General features: G+C 60.2%; 15 protein-coding genes. 9 read left to right on the top strand and 6 right to left on the bottom strand.

The window, feature by feature from the left end:
- Positions 1-9: 9 nt before the first annotated feature.
- The 6 genes from F8N85_RS31495 to F8N85_RS31470 form a co-directional block, all read right to left on the bottom strand.
- Positions 10-951: an electron transfer flavoprotein subunit alpha/FixB family protein gene (locus F8N85_RS31495; RefSeq protein WP_150807335.1), complete on the bottom strand. Its 942-nt coding sequence runs from the start codon at positions 949-951 to the stop codon at positions 10-12.
- 1 nt (position 952) lies between these two features.
- Positions 953-1,702, bottom strand: a complete 750-nt coding sequence (locus tag F8N85_RS31490) for an electron transfer flavoprotein subunit beta/FixA family protein (protein ID WP_150807334.1) — start codon at positions 1,700-1,702, stop codon at positions 953-955.
- Between the two features lie 58 nt (positions 1,703-1,760).
- Complete coding sequence (locus F8N85_RS31485) at positions 1,761-2,903, bottom strand: acyl-CoA dehydrogenase family protein (protein ID WP_150807333.1); 1,143 nt, start codon at positions 2,901-2,903, stop codon at positions 1,761-1,763.
- Between the two features lie 12 nt (positions 2,904-2,915).
- Positions 2,916-4,112, bottom strand: coding sequence for an acyl-CoA dehydrogenase family protein (locus F8N85_RS31480; RefSeq protein WP_150807332.1), 1,197 nt, complete (start codon positions 4,110-4,112; stop codon positions 2,916-2,918).
- Positions 4,113-4,169: 57 nt separating this feature from the next.
- Positions 4,170-5,540 (bottom strand): enoyl-CoA hydratase/isomerase family protein, encoded by a 1,371-nt coding sequence (locus F8N85_RS31475; protein ID WP_150807331.1) that lies wholly within the window; start codon positions 5,538-5,540, stop codon positions 4,170-4,172.
- A 61-nt stretch (positions 5,541-5,601) separates the two neighbouring features.
- The gene (locus F8N85_RS31470) at positions 5,602-6,378 is read right to left on the bottom strand and encodes an enoyl-CoA hydratase (RefSeq protein WP_150807330.1); all 777 of its coding nucleotides are present in this window, start codon (positions 6,376-6,378) and stop codon (positions 5,602-5,604) included.
- Positions 6,379-6,586: 208 nt separating this feature from the next.
- On the opposite strand from F8N85_RS31470, the gene F8N85_RS31465 reads away from it, so the two are divergent.
- The 9 genes from F8N85_RS31465 to F8N85_RS35945 all read left to right on the top strand — a co-directional run bounded on the left by F8N85_RS31465 (position 6,587) and on the right by F8N85_RS35945 (position 14,874).
- Positions 6,587-8,251 (top strand): AMP-binding protein, encoded by a 1,665-nt coding sequence (locus tag F8N85_RS31465; RefSeq protein ID WP_191636305.1) that lies wholly within the window; start codon positions 6,587-6,589, stop codon positions 8,249-8,251.
- A gap of 39 nt (positions 8,252-8,290) precedes the next feature.
- Entirely contained in the window at positions 8,291-9,058 is a 768-nt protein-coding gene (locus tag F8N85_RS31460; RefSeq protein ID WP_150807329.1) for an SDR family NAD(P)-dependent oxidoreductase, read from the top strand.
- A gap of 14 nt (positions 9,059-9,072) precedes the next feature.
- Positions 9,073-9,855, top strand: coding sequence for an enoyl-CoA hydratase-related protein (locus F8N85_RS31455; protein WP_150807328.1), 783 nt, complete (start codon positions 9,073-9,075; stop codon positions 9,853-9,855).
- Positions 9,856-9,922: 67 nt separating this feature from the next.
- On the top strand, positions 9,923-11,062 hold the full coding sequence (aliB, locus tag F8N85_RS31450; protein WP_150807327.1) for a cyclohexanecarboxyl-CoA dehydrogenase: 1,140 nt from the start codon (positions 9,923-9,925) through the stop codon (positions 11,060-11,062).
- A 72-nt stretch (positions 11,063-11,134) separates the two neighbouring features.
- The gene (locus F8N85_RS31445) at positions 11,135-11,614 is read left to right on the top strand and encodes a MarR family winged helix-turn-helix transcriptional regulator (protein WP_150807326.1); all 480 of its coding nucleotides are present in this window, start codon (positions 11,135-11,137) and stop codon (positions 11,612-11,614) included.
- Positions 11,615-12,039: 425 nt separating this feature from the next.
- A complete protein-coding gene (locus tag F8N85_RS31440; protein ID WP_150807325.1) occupies positions 12,040-13,281 on the top strand; it encodes an OprD family porin in 1,242 nt (413 codons plus the stop codon).
- 56 nt (positions 13,282-13,337) lie between these two features.
- The gene (locus F8N85_RS31435; RefSeq protein ID WP_150807324.1) at positions 13,338-14,042 is read left to right on the top strand and encodes a nitroreductase; all 705 of its coding nucleotides are present in this window, start codon (positions 13,338-13,340) and stop codon (positions 14,040-14,042) included.
- Between the two features lie 80 nt (positions 14,043-14,122).
- Positions 14,123-14,746 (top strand): TetR/AcrR family transcriptional regulator, encoded by a 624-nt coding sequence (locus F8N85_RS31430; protein ID WP_191636304.1) that lies wholly within the window; start codon positions 14,123-14,125, stop codon positions 14,744-14,746.
- Positions 14,746-14,874: a DUF1214 domain-containing protein gene (locus F8N85_RS35945; RefSeq protein WP_150807322.1), complete on the top strand. Its 129-nt coding sequence runs from the start codon at positions 14,746-14,748 to the stop codon at positions 14,872-14,874. The genes F8N85_RS31430 and F8N85_RS35945 overlap by 1 nt, the downstream gene beginning before the upstream one ends.
- Positions 14,875-15,631: the final 757 nt, after the last annotated feature.

Here is a 15,631-nt window from a genome sequence, read left to right as displayed (position 1 = left end):
AAGAACTCCTCAGAGAGCGTGTTCCAGCTCGGGAACAGCCTCGAACAGATCAGCCACCAGACCGTAATCAGCCACCTGGAAGATCGGTGCTTCTTCGTCCTTGTTGATCGCGACGATCACCTTGGAGTCTTTCATGCCGGCCAGGTGCTGGATCGCGCCGGAGATACCGACGGCGATGTACAGCTGAGGGGCGACGATCTTGCCGGTCTGACCGACCTGCATGTCGTTGGGTACGAAACCGGCATCGACCGCGGCGCGCGAGGCACCCACGCCAGCGCCGAGCTTGTCGGCCAGGGCGTAGAGGTGCTTGAAGTTGTCGCCGTTCTGCATGCCGCGGCCGCCGGAAACGACGATCCTGGCAGCGGTCAGTTCTGGACGATCGGACTTGGCCAGCGCTTCATCATCGAAGCGGGATTTTCCAGATTCGTAAACGGTTGTCACCGCTTCGATGACCGCCGAACCACCCACAGCGGCCACCGGGTCGAAACCGGTAGCCCGCACGGTGATCACTTTGATCGAGGCGTTTGATTGCACGGTAGCGATGGCGTTACCGGCGTAGATCGGACGCTTGAAGGTGTCAGCGCTTTGCACCGAGATGATCTCGGAGATCTGATCAACATCAAGCTGCGCTGCAACGCGTGGCAGGATGTTTTTGCCGTTGGAGGTGGCAGCAGCCAGGATGTGGCTGTAAATCGTGCTCTGCTCGATGACCAGATTCGCGACTAACGGGGCAACGTTTTCGGGTAGCAGATGGCCGTAGGCGGCGTTGTCGGCCACCAGCACTTTGGCCACACCAGCAATCTTTGCCGCGGCTTCAGCCACCGCGCCAACATTTTGGCCAGCCACCAACACGTGAATGTCGCCACCGATTTTCACGGCCGCAGCTACGGTGTTCAGCGTGGCCGGAGCCAGGATTTTGTTGTCGTGCTCAGCGATTACCAGAATAGTCATTTCAAATCACCTTCGCTTCGTTCTTCAGTTTCTCGACCAGTTCAGCCACCGACTTGACCTTGATACCCGCGCTGCGTGCAGCCGGCGCTTCGACTTTCAGGGTCTTGGTGGTGGAGGCGGTGGAAACGCCCAACGCGTGCGCAGTCACTACTTCGAGAGGCTTCTTCTTGGCCTTCATGATGTTCGGCAACGAGGCGTAGCGCGGCTCGTTCAAACGCAGGTCGGTGGTGACGATGGCGGGTAGTTTCAGGGCAACCGTCTGCCCGCCGCCGTCGACTTCGCGAGTCACGGTAACGCTGTCGCCGCTGACTTCGACGTTCGAGGCGAAGGTGCCCTGACCGTAGCCGGTCAGTGCAGCCAGCATCTGGCCGGTCTGGTTGTTGTCGCTGTCGATGGCCTGTTTGCCAAGGATCACCAGCTGCGGTTGCTCCTTGTCGACTACAGCCTTGAGCAGCTTGGCCACGGCCAGGGAGTTCAGCTCATCGCTGGCCTCGACCAGAATCGCGCGATCGGCCCCCAGCGCCAGAGCGGTACGTAGCTGCTCTTGAGCAGTAGACGGACCAATGGAGACGACGACGATTTCAGTCGCAATACCTTGCTCTTTCAGGCGTACGGCTTCTTCCACGGCGATTTCGCAGAACGGGTTCATCGACATCTTGACGTTAACGAGGTCGACGCCGGAGTTGTCCGCTTTGACGCGAACCTTGACGTTGAAGTCGACCACGCGTTTTACCGCGACCAGTACTTTCATGATCTGTTCCTGTATGAGTCAGCCAGCGCAGTGCCTGGCCCTAGCAAGCAGTGAGTGTTCAGGCGCTGTGCAGCAAATCGGCATAGGCCTGCAGATGATGGTCGTCATCGCCCAGCTGGTGGCTGAGCATGACCAGACGCTTGGCATGGTGGGCCAGGTTGTATTCCCAGGTCATGCCGATGCCGCCGTGCAGTTGGATGGCTTGCTCGGCGACGAAACGGGCTGCGCGAGTGACGATGAACTTGGCGGCGGCCAGGCGGCGACTGCGCTCCTCGCTGTCGGCCTCGTCGGCTATACAGGCAGCCAGAATGGCCATGGAGGTCGCCAGTTCCACCTCGCCGCGCATATCGGCCATGCGATGCTGCAGCGCCTGGAATTTACCGATCGGCGCGTTGAACTGCTGACGGGTTTTCAGGTAATCCAGGGTAAGGCTGAAGGCTTCCTGCATATTGCCAATGGCCTCGGCGCACTGTGCGGCAATCGCCCTACCCTGCTGGTAACGCAATGCCCCTAGCGCCTGGCCGGCACAACCCAGCAGGTGTTTGTGGCTGAGCACGACCCCGTCCAGGTACAGGTCGCAGGCGCGTGGGCCATCGATGCACGGGTAATCACGGCGGCGCACACCCGCAGCCTGCGGATCGAGCAGAAACAGGCTGATGCCGGCCTCATCCAGAGCGCTGCCAGCGGTACGCGCCGAGACCAGAATCAGTCCGGCGCTGTGGCCGCCGATAACCGCGCACTTATGCCCAGTCAAACGCCAGCCACCGTCAACGGCTTCGGCACGGCTCTGCACATCATGCAGCTGATAGTGGCTCTGGCTTTCTTCCAGAGCCACCGCGAGTTGCAGCTCACCGGTTGCCACTTGAGGTAACCACTCGGCACGCTGCGTCGGACTACCCAGTTGTTGGAGCAGCCCGGCCGCGTGAATTTGTGACTGCAAATAGGGTTCCAGGCACAGGTTACGGCCCAGTTCGGTCATCACCAGCATGCTGTCCACGCCACTGCCGCCGAAGCCGTCATATTCCTCGGCCAGTGGCACCGCGCTGAGACCCAGCTCACCGAGCTGGTTCCAGAACTCACGGCTAAACCCGAGCTCGCTGCGGTAAAACTGCTCGCGCTGTTCAAAGCTGTAACTGTCGCGCGCCAAACGGGCCACGGTGTCTTGCAGCATGTGCTGCTCTTCGCTGAGATTGAAGTCCATGGGGGTGCCTCCTTAGAGCTCAAGAATCATCTTGGCAATGATGTTCTTCTGGATTTCGTTGGAGCCGCCATAGATGGACAGCTTGCGCAGGTTGAAATACTGGCCGGCCGCAGCGGCGCTGTAGTCGGTGTGCAACAGCTCACCGGGATAGGCGTAGTCCAGCTCTTCTTCGGCGAAAGGCAGGGCATGCACGCCCAGCACTTTGCGCAGCAGGTGGCTGATAGCCTGGCGAATTTCCGAGCCCTTGATCTTCAGGATCGAGCTTTCCGCTCCCGGCATACCACCACCCTGAACGGCCGCGAGGATGCGCAGGGTGCTCATCTCGATGGCCATCAGCTGCATTTCCACTTCGGCAATCTGTACCCGCAACAGCGGGTCTTCCAGTAGCGGGCGGCCGTTACGCAATTCCTGCGTTGCGACCCTTTTCAGCTGCGCCAGCGCCGCCTTGGACTGGGCGATGCCCGCCTGACCGGTGCGCTCATGGGTCAACAGGAACTTGGCGCAGGTCCAGCCCTTGTTCTCTTCACCCACCAGATTGGCGACTGGCACTCGCACGTTGTCGAAGAACACTTCGTTGACTTCGTGCTCGCCCTCCAGGGTGATGATCGGCCGCACCGTGATGCCTGGCGTCGCCATATCGATCAACAGGAACGAAATACCGCGCTGCTGCTGGGCTTGTGGGTCGGTGCGCACCAGGCAGAAAATCATGTTGGCGTGCTGACCGAGGGTGGTCCAGGTTTTCTGGCCATTCACCACGTAGTGGTCGCGGTCAAGCACGGCGCGGGTCTTCAGGCTGGCGAGGTCGGAACCGGCTCCCGGCTCGGAGTAACCCTGGCACCACCAGTCATCGCCCGACAGGATGCGCGGCAGGTACCAGGCCTTTTGTGCCTCGCTGCCGAATTTCATGATCACCGGGGCAACCATGTTGCCCCCGAAGGAGATCAGCCGCGGCGCACCGAAGGCGGCGCACTCCTCCTCGAAGATGTGCCGCTGCACCACGCTCCAGCCGGTGCCACCGTGCTCTACCGGCCAATTGGCGGCGTACCAGCCGCGCCTGGCCAGAACCCGTTGCCAGCGCAGGTGGTCTTCTTTACCAAGATGCTTGCCGAGACCCACTTTGGCGGCGATGTCGTCAGGTACGGCCACGCTGAGGAAGCTGCGTACCTCATCGCGAAACTCGAGTTCGGCCGGGGTGTAGTTAATGTCCATGCAAAGTCCTCGATGGTGTGGGGCCAGCATCAGGCTGGCCGGCCGCAAGCGGCCTGTTCAGCCTTGCTGATCCTGCTCGGCGAAAGTCTTGCCTTCGGCGACCAGGCGTTCCAGCAGAGGAGCCGGTTTCCAATGCTCGCCGTGCTGCTGATGAAACTCACGGAGTTGCTGCAGTACGGCTGGCAGGCCGATCTGATCGGCCAGAAACATCGGCCCGCCACGATGGGCCGGGAAGCCATAACCCGTCAGGAAAATCACATCGATGTCACTGGCGCGTTGGGCGATGTCCTCTTCGAGAATCCGCGCGCCTTCGTTAATCAACGCGTAGATCGGTCGCTGCCAGAGGCGCTGTGGAGCGCTCTCGAGCTTGACCGCGAGTGACGGTTCGCCAACCACCGCGTCGAGCTTCAGGCCGGACCTCTCGAGCAGGGCGAAGGGGCTCGTCGCCATGCCGAACTCACGCAACGCAGCGTCCACCTGCGCCACACTGGCCCCCTCCTCCACCAGCAACTCGGCCTCGCGGATATAGTGCAAGGCCATGCGATTGCCGACGGTAACCGACGCATCACGATCGACGACTTTAGCCGCCTGACGCTCAGCGAAAAATGTGTGGATCAGCGCGGCGCGCTGCGGCGACTCCATACACTCCAGAAACAGCGCACGCTCGCGCTGCAGACCTTCGCTCAGTGGCAGCGCGGTCGCCGCTTCGATTGCGGCAATACAGCGCAGCGGCGAGAACAAACCGGGCTGGCTACGTTGCACCTCTGCGCGCTTGGCCATCAGCAGTTCGGCATTGCTGCTGCCGACAGCCGCTGGCACCCTGGCCTGGCCACTCCGTCGCGGCTGCGCGCCTTGCGCCAGTAACTGCGCGGCGTAAGCCAGGCCGGCGGCCAACGGCTCACCGTCATACAGTTCATCGACGATGCCGCTACGCATGGCCTCGAGCGCGCTGATCGGCTCTCCGCCCACGATCATCTCCAGTGCCCGTGCCACACCGGCCAGGCGCGGCAAACGCTGGGTACCACCGGCACCCGGCAACAAACCGAGCTTGACCTCTGGCAGTCCGACTTTCGCGGTGTCCTGAATGATGCGGTAATGACAGGCCAGCGCCACTTCAAGACCGCCGCCCAACACCGAGCCATGCAGCACCGCCAGCGACGGCTTGTTGAAGCTTTCCAGGGATCGGGTCACGTCCGGCAGGATCGGCGCTTGCGGCGGTTTGCCAAACTCGCGGATATCGGCACCGGCAATAAAGGTTCTACCCGCGCAATACAGCAGCACCAGCTTGACCTCGGGATCCTGCTCGGCGGCATTGAACGCTGCCAGCAGGTGCGCGCGCACGCTCTGGCCAAGGGCATTGACCGGCGGATTATCGATGCGCACAACAGCTATCACCCCTTCACGGGACCACTGCACGGGAGAAGACATCGGGTGACTCCTGCAGGCTTTTGCCTGCTTTTATTGTTGTTTTGGCCGGGTAAAAAAACGCTTAACGGTGTTTCCAGAGGGGTTTTCGCTTTTGCACGAAGGCCTGCATGCCTTCCTTTTGATCTTCGCTGGCGAAGCATGCGTGCAGCAGGCGCCGCTCGAAATGCACGCCCTCGGCCAAGCTGGTTTCGAAGGCGCGATTGACCGCTTCTTTATTGAGTTTGACCGCCATCGACGATTGCTCGGCTATCTGCCGGGCGATCTGCAGTGCTTCGTCGAGCAGGCTCGCCGCCGGCACCACGCGGCTGACCAGCCCACTACGTTCGGCTTCCGCCGCGTCGATCATGCGTCCGGTCAGGCACATATCCATGGCTTTGGCCTTGCCCACCGCGCGAGCCAGGCGCTGGGTACCACCGGCGCCCGGCAGCGTGCCGATTTTCACTTCCGGCTGACCAAAACGGGCGTTGTCGGCGGCAATGATCAGGTCGCACATCATCGCCAGCTCGCAACCACCACCCAGAGCCAGCCCGGACACTGCGGCGATCACCGGCTTGCGGCAGCGAGTCACCTCCTCCCAGTTGGCCGTCACGAAGTTGTCCAGATAGACGTCGGCGAACCCCTTGAACTGCAACTCGACGATATCGGCACCCGCGGCGAAGACCTTTTCGTTACCGGTAATCACCATGGCACGAATGCCGTCGTCGCGTTCGAAGGCACGCAGCGCCTCGCCCAGTTCACTCATTAGCGCGTCACTCAACGCATTGTGCATCGCGGGTCGATTGAGTCGGATCAGACCGACGCTCTCATGACGCTCCACCAGAATATTGTCGTAGGGCATGACATTCACCATCGCTGTTTGACTGCGGCACGCCGCATGAATCGAATCCGCCGCACGGCTGCGAACACTTGAGATCGAGTCTATCCACATAAAAAATTAAAGACAACATGTTGACATAATAAAAAATGAGCGAGTATCTTCAGCTCCATCGGAAAGCCAAAGCTTTCGCCGGAAATAATAACAAACCTCCGTATAGCTGGTGCTAACAATGACTATAAAGACGAACATGCAGCCAGAGCGACGTTCCGCCATGCTTGAGTCAGGCGCATGGAATGACAAGATCATTACAGATTATCTCGATCAAGCGGTATCCAGCGTTCCCGACTCGGCAGCGCTGATTGCCTATCGGGTGAGCGAGGATGAACGCCGCGTCCTCAGCTACCGCGAACTGGATGGCCTGGTTACCCGTATGGCTGCAGGTTTGGCCGCACTGGGCGTCAACAAGTCCGATGTGGTGTCCTGCCAGTTGCCCAACTGGTGGCAGGTAACTGCTCTGCACCTGGCTTGTGTGCGTATCGGTGCCATCCTCAACCCGCTGATGCCGATTTTCCGTGAGCGCGAGCTGGCCTTCATGCTCGGTCACGCACAGAGCCGGGTACTGGTGATCCCGCACAGCTTCCGTGGCTTCGATTACCCGGCGATGGTGCAGGGGATGCGCAACGAACTGCCCGATCTTGCGCACGTGTTGGTGATTGGTGGCGACCACAGCAATAACTGCTTCGAGCAAGTCCTGCTGCAACGCGCCTGGGAGGAAGAGGTCGACACCCAGGCGTTGTTTGCCGAACGCCGCCTGGCTGGTGACGATGTGGTGCAGCTGCTATACACCTCCGGCACTACCGGTGAGCCGAAGGGTGTACTGCACACCTCCAACACCCTGTTCAGCAACGTACGTCCCTATGCCGAACGCTTGCAGCTGGGCCCTGACGATATCGTTTTCATGGCTTCGCCAATCGCGCACCAGACAGGTTTCCTCTACGGCCTGATGATGCCGATTTACCTGAAGAGCACGGCGGTTCTGCAAGACATCTGGGACGCGCGCTTCGCGGTCAAGGTGATCAACGCCGAGCGGCCGACCTTCACCATGGCCTCGACCCCGTTCCTGGCCGATCTGATCGATATTGCCCCCGAGCACCGCGAAGAACTGTCATCGCTGCGTATTTTTGTTGCCGCCGGGGCCCCTATCCCCAGCGCCCTGGTGGAAAAAGCCAGTACTGCAGTCAATGCCAAGGTCATTTCTGCCTGGGGCATGACCGAGAGCGGCGCGGTGACCATGACCCGCTTGCACGACGATGCCGAGCGCGCCATTCATACCGACGGACTGGCCCTGCCATTTACCCAGGTGATGGTCGCCGACGAGCACGGCAATGAAGTGCCCCGCGGCACAGAAGACAACTTGTTGATGCGCGGCGCCAGCGTGTTCGTCGGCTATCTCAAGCGTCCCGAACTTTATGGCGTGGATGACCATGGCTGGTTTGCCACCGGCGACCTGGCACGCATGGACGAACAGGGCTACATCCGCATCACCGGACGCACCAAGGATGTGGTGATCCGCGGCGGCGAGAACATCCCCGTGGTGGAGATCGAGAACCTGCTCTACAAGCACCCGGCGATTTGCGCCGTGGCGCTGGTTGGCTGCCCGGATCCACGCCTGGGCGAGCGCCTGTGCGCCTATGTGACCCTGCATGACGGTTACTCCAGCCTGAGCCTGGAGGAAGTGGTGAGCTTCCTCCTCCAACAGCGCCTGACCAAAAACTACCTGCCCGAATACCTGGAAGTGCTGCCGGCCTTGCCGCGCACCCCTTCCGGAAAGATCCAGAAATTCAAACTGCGCGAACAGGCCGCGGATATCCGCCTGGACTCAGCCAAGCGCTGATGACTGGCAATTCAATTAAAACACTATGAGGACTGCTGCATGAAAGGTCTTACTGGAAAAACCGTAATCATCACCGGTGGTGGCGGCGGCATTGGTCGTGCCGTATGTCAGCGCTTTGCCGCTGAAGGCTGCCTGGTTGCGGTGCTGGATCGTGACGGCGCCGCCGCCCAGACCACCGTCGATCTGATTACACAAGCCGATGGCAAGGCTAAAGCCTACGCCGCCGACATCACCGATTACGCCGCCATCGTCGAGACCGTGGCAGCCATCGAAAACGACCTTGGCGTACCGACGGTACTGGTTAACAACGCCGGCTTCGACCGCTTCATGCCCTTCCTCAAGACTGAGCCGGCCATGTGGCAACAGTTGATCTCGATCAACCTGACCGGTGCGCTGAACATGCACCACGTCGTCCTGCCGAAGATGCTTGAAGCCGGTGGTGGCAAGGTCATCAATGTGGCTTCCGACGCCGCTCGCGTCGGTTCCTCTGGCGAAGCCGTGTACGCCGCCTGCAAGGCAGGCCTGGTGGGTCTGTCCAAGACCCTGGCGCGCGAACTGGCAACCAAGAACATCAACTTCAATGTGGTCTGCCCGGGCCCGACCGATACCGCCCTGCTGAAAAGCGTAGCGGCGACCTCGAGCAACCCGGAGAAGCTGATGGAAGCCTTCAAGAACGCCGTTCCGATGCGCCGCCTCGGCCAGCCGGAAGACTACCCGGGCATCATCGCTCTGCTCGCCAGCGACGACGCCAACTTCATCACCGGGCAGGTTATTTCCGTGTCCGGCGGCCTGACCATGGCCGGCTAACCAGGAGAACTTCCATGATTTACGAAGACATTCTATACACCGAAGTCGAGGGTGTTGCGACCATCACCATCAACCGTCCGGATCGCTACAACGCCTTCCGCGGCCAGACCTGCATGGAGCTGATCCACGCCTTCAACCGCGCGGGCTGGAACAAGGAAGTCGGCGTCATCGTGTTCACCGGCGCTGGCGATAAAGCCTTCTGCACCGGCGGTGATCAGGGCGCCCATGAAGGTCAGTACGACGGCCGCGGCCTGATCGGTCTACCGGTAGAGGAATTGCAGGGCCTGATCCGCGAAGTACCCAAGCCGGTGATCGCCCGGGTCAACGGCTTCGCCATCGGTGGCGGTCATGTACTGCACGTGGTCTGCGACCTGAGCATCGCTTCCGACAAGGCCATCTTCGGCCAGGTCGGCCCGAAAGTCGGCTCGGTTGATCCGGGTTTCGGCACGGCCTACCTGGGTCGCATCATCGGCGAAAAACGCGCCCGTGAGATCTGGTACCTGTGCCGCAAATACAGCGCTCAGCAAGCCTACGATTGGGGTCTGGTCAACGCCGTAGTGCCCCATGAAGAACTGGATGCTGAAGTACAGAAATGGTGCGACGAGATCCTCGAGAAGAGTCCGACCGCCCTGTCCATTGCCAAGCGCTCGTTCAACGCCGACAGCGCCAACATCGCCGGCATCGGCGCGCTGGGAATGCAGGCACTGAGCCTGTACTACGACACCGATGAAGCCAAGGAAGGGACCGCTGCGTTCAAAGAGAAACGCAAGCCGGAGTTCCGCAAGTTCTACAAGTGATCCCGCTGCCGGCAGTCCCGCTGCTGCCGGCGCAGACCCTAGCCCTGGCTCGGAGAGAGAGAGAGAGATGAACTTCGCATTCAATGAACAACAGAACGCCATTCGAGAAAGCGTCGCCCGCTTCAGCGCCGACGTGCTCGCCCCCGGCTACCGCCAGCGCGATCGCGACGGCTGTATCGAGCGGTCGGTCATCCTGCAAATGGGCGAAATGGGCCTGCTTGGCGGCGAACTGCCGGAAGAATTCGGCGGCAGCGGCCTGGACTGCATCACCGCCGGGATCATCATCGAGGAAATCGCCAAGGGTGATTTCAACGTCGGCTATATCCCGCTGCTGACCTCGCTCAATGGCCAGATCATCGCCCAGCACGCCTCCCCGGAACTGGCCAAGGAGTGGCTGAGCGCGATCACCGCCGGGCAGAAGATCGTCTGCATTGCCCTGACCGAACCCAGCGGCGGTTCCGACGCCGCCAGCCTGCGCCTGAAAGCCGAGCAAAAAGGCGACGTCTATATCCTGAACGGCGAGAAGACCTCCATCTCCATGGCCGATCAGTCTGACGTTGCGGTGGTCTTTGCCCGCACCGGCACTCAGGAGTCGCGCGCCAACGGCATCAGTGCCTTTTTGGTGCCGATGGACTTGCCGGGAATCAGCACCACTCGTTTCGAGGATGCCGGCGAGCGCGCCATCGGCCGCGGTTCAATCTTCTTCGACAATGTCGAAGTACCCATCAGCCACCGCCTGGGAGACGAGGGCAAGGGCTTCAAGCAAGTGATGCAGGGCTTCGACTACAGTCGGGCGTTGATCGGCCTGCAATGCCTGGCGCTGGCCCAGCAGTCACTGGACGAGACCTGGCAGTGGCTGACCGAACGCCAGGCCTTCGGCCAGAATCTCTCGACCTTCCAGGGCCTGACCCATCCGCTGGCCGAATTGCAGACCTATGTGCATGCCGCCCGCCTGCAGTGCTACTACGCGTTGTGGCTAAAGGACAACAAGTTGCCACACAATGCCGAGGCGGCAATGAACAAATGGTGGGGGCCAAAGCTCGCTTTCGACGTGGTCAAGCAGTGTTTGCTGGCCCACGGTCATACCGGCTACGGCGAGGACCTGCCATTTGCCCAGCGCCTGCGCGATGTGCTCGGCCTGCAAATCGGTGACGGCACCGCCCAGATCATGAAAAATATCATCGCACGGGAATTCGTTCCCAAGTGACGCCTTGTCTGCTCCGGCAGGCAGGGTGTTGTCATAAACACCAGCGCCGGACCGGCCCGACAAGGAATCGCAATGACCAGCAATAACACCAGGGGAATACCCAACCGCCTGTTCTTCAGGCTGTTCCAGACGGGAAATACCCTGCAACGGCAAGTGCAGAACGAGATGGGCATCAGCACCGTGCAGTGGGCGGTGCTCGGTGCCCTGTCCCGCGAAGGTTACGAGGGAGGCATCTCGTTCAACCAGTTGACCGAGTACCTGGTGGTCAGCCGGCAGAGTCTGGACGGCGTGCTCAAGCGCATGGAGCGCGACAACCATGTGGTGCGCGTACCGCACCCCGACGACGGGCGCGCGCGTCTGGTGCAACTGACGGACACCGGCAAGGCGTTCTGGGAGTCGCTGCAGGAAAGGATTTACCAGTTTTACCAGCAGGCGTTGAAAGGCTTCAGTTTCGACGACAGTGTCAGCCTGCTGCATTTTCTTACCAAGTTGCATGTCGATTTGGCCAAGGTCGCCCTTGGCAACGGGTCGCCGGACAAACAGGAGGACTAGCAGGCTCAACACCTCTTCCCTTCCTGCCTCCGCGCCCTGCGGTAAGTTCAATGGCTTCACCGCCGTCAGTTCGCTCGTTCCAGATTTCGGCGATGTTTGGTCACATGATCGCCCTGGAAACGTGCGGGTCGCGGCATGGCGTTGAGTTTTTCCCGTTTTCCGTCCAGCTCAGCCTCGGCTCTATCAAACAGCCACCCAGTCACCTGAACTTCTACTCACCAATGAAAGAGGCAGAATCCGCATCAGAGGTTACGCCGAGCTCACCTGAATAACCTTCAGCGACTGATTACGCATAACAAAAAAAGCGAATTTTAACGTTCGCTTCAGGGGATGACTCGTCCCGGAAAAATGCTCGCCGTTCAGTAAGACAGCACCTCCTTAAACGCAATAGCTGGCTGTTCACAATAAAAACAAGAGGTCCAACCATGCTTGACCATTCCAAAACGCTGTCCATCGCACTCGCTGTCGTTGGCACTATTGTCGCGCAGCAGGCGGTTGCCGAATTCAACGACGACAGCCACCTGACACTTGAAGCCCGCAACTTCTACATCAACCGTGATTTTCGCGATAATCCGGGCACGGCACACCACAAGGCTGAAGAATGGGGCCAAGGCTTTATGTTGCGTTACAACTCAGGCTTTACCGAAGGCACGGTAGGCTTTGGCGTGGATGCGCTCGGACTGCTCGGCTTGAAACTGGATTCCGGCCGTGGGACCAGCGGTGCAGGCGCCTTGCAAGTGCAGCGTGACGGTGACGTTTCAGACGACTTTGGTTTTGTCGGTGCTACGGCTAAAGCCAAAATGGCCAGCAGCGTACTGACCGTCGGCACGCATGCACCCACATTGCCTGTCGCGTTTCGCAACGACACCCGCCTGTTACCACAGACGTTTCAAGGTGCGCAGATTGTCTCCAACGACATCGAGAAACTGACGTTAACCGGCGGCCAGTTCCGCGCCACCCGTCTGCGTAACTCGACCGACTATGAAGACATGACCCTGTTTGCCGATGGTTCAAGGGGCGGCGTAGCCAGTGATCGTTTCAACTATGCAGGTGCTACTTACGCACTGTTGCCGAACCTGACCACTACCTACTTTTTTGCCGAGTTGCAGGACAATTACAACCAGCACTACGGCAATCTCATTCACACCCTGCCATTGGCTGAAGGATTAAACCTGAAGTCCGAAGTCCGTTATTTCCAGAGTGAGAATGAAGGCCGCACTAACGTCGACAACCGCAACCTGGGGGCTATGTTCACCCTGTTCTATAAAGGTCATGCCCTCGGCACCAGCTACCAGAACCAGAGCGGCGACACTGGCATGCCCTTCATTGGCGGCGGTACCGACCCCTGGGCATTCAACACCGTGACCTACCACCATTTCCTGCGCGCCCGAGAAGACTCCTGGCAGGTTCGCTACGACTTCGATTTTGTGGTGGTCGGTGTCCCGGGGCTGAGCCTGATGACACGCTATGTGTCAGGCGACAACTTTGAAATCGCAGGTTTTAACGCCAAGGAGTGGGAACGCGATGTTGATATCGGCTACGTGGTACAGAGCGGACCTTTGAAAAACGTCAGCCTGCGGCTGCGTAATGTTGCCTATCGCGGCAGCCACACCACCGACATCGACGAAAACCGCCTGATCGTCGGCTACACCTTCAAGTTCTGGTAACCCTCCAGGCGCGAGCACAGTGCCCGCCCCCATTTTGACTTCCGGAGATCCGCCTCATGCATATCGATGCCGCCATCCGCTCACGTAAATCCGTTCGCCGTTTCCTGCCCCTGAGCGTGCCCCGGCACGTGATCAAGCACATACTGGACCTGGCCGCACGCGCCCCCAGCGGCAACAACGTACAGCCCTGGCATGTCCATGTAGTGAGCGGCCAAGCCAAGCAGGCGCTGTGCGCCGATCTGCTTGTCGCTGCGACAACCCAGGCTGAACAGCACAACGCCGAGTACCCGTATTACCCGGACAACTGGTTCGAACCCTACCAGGGACGCCGCCGAGCCGTCGGCTTCGACCTGTATGAAGCGCTCGGCATCGAACGCGACGACACGCTCGCTCGCCACCAGCAGATGCTGCGCAACTACCAATTCTTCGACGCCCCGGTCGGCCTGCTGATCAGCCTCGATCGCAGGCTTAACACTGGCAGCTTCATGGATCTGGGCATGTTCATCCAGAACATCATGCTCGCCGCCCGCGGCCAGGGCCTGCACACCTGCGCTCAGGCGGCATTTGCCTGGTACCACCAGGTCATCCGCCAACATCTGCCCGTCGCGGACAACGACATACTGGTTTGCGGGATCGCCCTGGGACATGAAGACTGCAATGCACCGGAAAACAACCTGGAGACACCACGCGAACCGGTGGCGGGTTTTGCCTCATTCCATGGCTTCGACGAGCCAGTACACCCTACGCCGGCGAATGCGTGATGGCGTCCCAATCACAGCCGGCTAGCGCTCGGACACTTCAACCTCGAGCTCCTGCGCCCCGTCAAGGCAGCAACCTGACCATGCCCGATAAAGCGCTGAAGAATGCTCATTGGACCGAACAAGCCATTCGCGAGGCGGCCATATTACTGATCTCGAAAATCGGCTACGAATCGATGAGCCTGCGCCAACTGGCCACCCAGGCAGGCGTCAACCCAGGCACCCTCTACCTTTACTACAAGGGCAAGAAGGAACTGCTGCTGACCCTGGTGCTCGACTACCTGGAACAACTCGCCCTCGCCTGGAAGCATTGCAAACCCCGCAATGCCAAGGCCGATGCAACGCTGCAGGCCTTCGTCGCCTTCCATGTCAGCTACCACCTGCTCAGGAAGGAACAGGGTGTGCTCGGCAACATGGAGCTCAGGAGCCTCGACGACGGCGAGCTTGAGACCGTCCGACAGGCTCGCCGGGCTTACCTGGGGGAACTACAGGCGATCCTCGAACAAGGCAGAGCCGAGGGCGTGTTCCATTGCGATGAGCCGAAGGTGCTCAGCCACATACTCTTCAACATGCTCACCCACGTCTGCTCCTGGTTCCGCCCCGAAGGCAAGCTCGGTATTGATGAGGTGGTCAGCCAATACTCGGAACTCGTTTTTCGTATGGTTGGTTGCAATACCTGCACAGTGGATCCGATACGAAGGGCGTGATGATCAATGATGATGGCTGGTTCAGCATTGCTGTCCAGCACGAGAAACCCAAAGGCGCTGATAGGGCCAACTGGCTGCGTGCGCCCAAGAGCCGAGCAGTTATGGAAAAGAGGTCTCCGTTGTTGTAGGAGCATTGCTCGCGATAGACTCAAGGGCGGCGCGTTTATTCAGAAAACCCGCGTTATCGTTAATGTCCATCGCGAGCAAACGGAACGCCGCCCGGCTGCTCCTACAGTGATTTTGGGTACATTCGTGAGAGACAGGCCGGCCGGTAGGCCGCCTCGCTTTTGCGTTGGCTTTTGCTTGGCTTTTGCTTGGCTTTTGATCTTGATCTACCCGCCCCTTCGGCAGGCCGAGTGGAGGCGTTCATCAGGGGGGTGGCGCGTAGCGCCGTCAGCGCAGCTGACTCCGCCGCATTGCGGCGCCCCCTGATGGACACCGGAGCGAGGGAACACCGAGCCTTAGCGAGGTGCCGTACGCTCGGGGCGAGACCTTTGCTTCCTTTGGGCTGGGCCGGCACTCCGGCGTTTGCCAAAGGGAGTCGCTGTAAAAGCGAAACCATTAGTGGCCGTTACCGCAGAAATGGATATGTACACCAGTGAGAGATAGGTCGGCTGCCAGGCCGCCATCGCGAGCAAGTCGGATCGCCGCACCGCCGCTCCCACATTGGATCTGGGTACATCCGCGAGAGACAGGCCGGCTGCCAGGCCGCCATCGTCGGAACGCCGCCCGGCGGCTCCTACAGGGCGTCAGCCGCAGGCAATCTACCCCAATTGAGCCTGGATTTTTTCCACCACGCCGCGCATCGCCGGCAAGTAGCGGCGAGCTGCTTCCTCAACGGACATCGCCTTGGCGATGTACACCAGATTCAGGCAGCCCATCACC

Origin of the sequence: Pseudomonas fluorescens (assembly GCF_902497875.1) — a bacterium.
Taxonomy (GTDB): Bacteria; Pseudomonadota; Gammaproteobacteria; order Pseudomonadales; family Pseudomonadaceae; genus Aquipseudomonas; species Aquipseudomonas fluorescens_BR.
This window is presented reverse-complemented; position numbering and strand designations above follow the sequence as displayed.

Bases quoted from the DNA above. Each gene is read 5' to 3' on its own strand.
- F8N85_RS31495 (WP_150807335.1), bottom strand. From the start codon at position 951: ATGACTATTCTGGTAATCGCTGAGCACGACAACAAAATCCTGGCTCCG.
- F8N85_RS31490 (WP_150807334.1), bottom strand. From the start codon at position 1,702: ATGAAAGTACTGGTCGCGGTAAAACGCGTGGTCGACTTCAACGTCAAG.
- F8N85_RS31485 (WP_150807333.1), bottom strand. From the start codon at position 2,903: ATGGACTTCAATCTCAGCGAAGAGCAGCACATGCTGCAAGACACCGTG.
- F8N85_RS31480 (WP_150807332.1), bottom strand. From the start codon at position 4,112: ATGGACATTAACTACACCCCGGCCGAACTCGAGTTTCGCGATGAGGTA.
- F8N85_RS31475 (WP_150807331.1), bottom strand. From the start codon at position 5,540: ATGTCTTCTCCCGTGCAGTGGTCCCGTGAAGGGGTGATAGCTGTTGTG.
- F8N85_RS31470 (WP_150807330.1), bottom strand. From the start codon at position 6,378: ATGCCCTACGACAATATTCTGGTGGAGCGTCATGAGAGCGTCGGTCTG.
- F8N85_RS31465 (WP_191636305.1), top strand. From the start codon at position 6,587: ATGACTATAAAGACGAACATGCAGCCAGAGCGACGTTCCGCCATGCTT.
- F8N85_RS31460 (WP_150807329.1), top strand. From the start codon at position 8,291: ATGAAAGGTCTTACTGGAAAAACCGTAATCATCACCGGTGGTGGCGGC.
- F8N85_RS31455 (WP_150807328.1), top strand. From the start codon at position 9,073: ATGATTTACGAAGACATTCTATACACCGAAGTCGAGGGTGTTGCGACC.
- aliB (WP_150807327.1), top strand. From the start codon at position 9,923: ATGAACTTCGCATTCAATGAACAACAGAACGCCATTCGAGAAAGCGTC.
- F8N85_RS31445 (WP_150807326.1), top strand. From the start codon at position 11,135: ATGACCAGCAATAACACCAGGGGAATACCCAACCGCCTGTTCTTCAGG.
- F8N85_RS31440 (WP_150807325.1), top strand. From the start codon at position 12,040: ATGCTTGACCATTCCAAAACGCTGTCCATCGCACTCGCTGTCGTTGGC.
- F8N85_RS31435 (WP_150807324.1), top strand. From the start codon at position 13,338: ATGCATATCGATGCCGCCATCCGCTCACGTAAATCCGTTCGCCGTTTC.
- F8N85_RS31430 (WP_191636304.1), top strand. From the start codon at position 14,123: ATGCCCGATAAAGCGCTGAAGAATGCTCATTGGACCGAACAAGCCATT.
- F8N85_RS35945 (WP_150807322.1), top strand. From the start codon at position 14,746: ATGATCAATGATGATGGCTGGTTCAGCATTGCTGTCCAGCACGAGAAA.